Raw genomic sequence first — 1,119 nt, forward strand, 5'->3', positions numbered from 1 at the left:
AATCAGTTTACTTATGGGGTGCCGTTGGGTACAACACGCGCACCCGTAGGTACTGGGGGCAATTTACGGGATTTGAGTTCTGCACCGACTGACTGGCTGGATTTGAAGGGGCCTGGTGCAACTACAAATGACCTAACTCCGACTTTTCAATGGCAGTTTTCTCCTGGTTGGGAGGATGTGAAAGAAGTTAATCTTTTTGTCAGTACCTTCGAGCAAGGGGAGGGTTTGTTGCCAGAGGATAGATGGGAGGATCTCGCCAAAATCCAAAATCCAAACTTCAATAATCTCAGCCCACAGCAGCAGCAAAACTTGCTAGCAAAATGGAACTCCCAGTTCGGCACTTTAGACTATAACCCCAACCGCATCCTGACAGCGACTTGGAAGCCCGGTCAAGGCTGGGTGGGGCTTGGTGGTCTACCCCTTGACCCTTCAAACACCAATACCCAGTTCACGCTGCCCGATAATCGGACTCTGACGGCTGGTCAGACTTATCATTGGGCTGTTGAAGCTTTGAGCAAGGATGGAAAGCGAAATCTTGATGTTGGGCAGTTCAAAACATCGCCACCGCCTGCTCTGGGCGGCAACAGCACTTTCAGCAGCGTCACTGTACTGACCCACGGTTTTAAGCCTCCGGTCATTACCGGACCAGGGATTCCCAGCGAATTCTACAAAATGGCTGACAGCATTGCTACTACTGGGGGTGAAGGATTGCTCATGCGCTACGACTCGCCCACAGGTGACTGGGTTCCGGTCAATAAATATGGGCAAGTCAAGAGTGATTTTTTTAGTAATTCAACTTATTTTCCTAATGGTTTTGACTCTTCAGCTCCCAGTTATCGCACTGCTTTGTCGAGCTATATAGCTCCCTACCTCCAAGCCAACAAACCATTAGTGCTTCTGCCTGACTGGTCTCAAAATAATGAGTCAGCTATTCCCGATTCTGGCTTCACGGAGGGAGCAGCAGATAGTTTCTTTGCTTCGCTAGTGCAGCTAGATCAGTCGCTCGGAGGTGGTGCTAAGTTCGACAGCCAAGGGAATTTTGTTCGCTCTCAGGGGGCAATTTTCAATTCGCCACTGCACTTTGTTGGCTTCAGTCGGGGGACTGTGGTCAATAGCGAA

General features: G+C 49.8%; 1 pseudogene. It reads left to right on the forward strand.

The window, feature by feature from the left end:
* Positions 1-24: 24 nt before the first annotated feature.
* Positions 25-1,119, forward strand: a pseudogene (locus JGK22_RS33110) (Ig domain-containing protein group 2 domain-containing protein); the annotation flags it as partial.

This window comes from Microcoleus sp. PH2017_08_TRC_O_A (genome assembly GCF_020738665.1).
Classification (GTDB): domain Bacteria; phylum Cyanobacteriota; class Cyanobacteriia; order Cyanobacteriales; family Microcoleaceae; genus Microcoleus.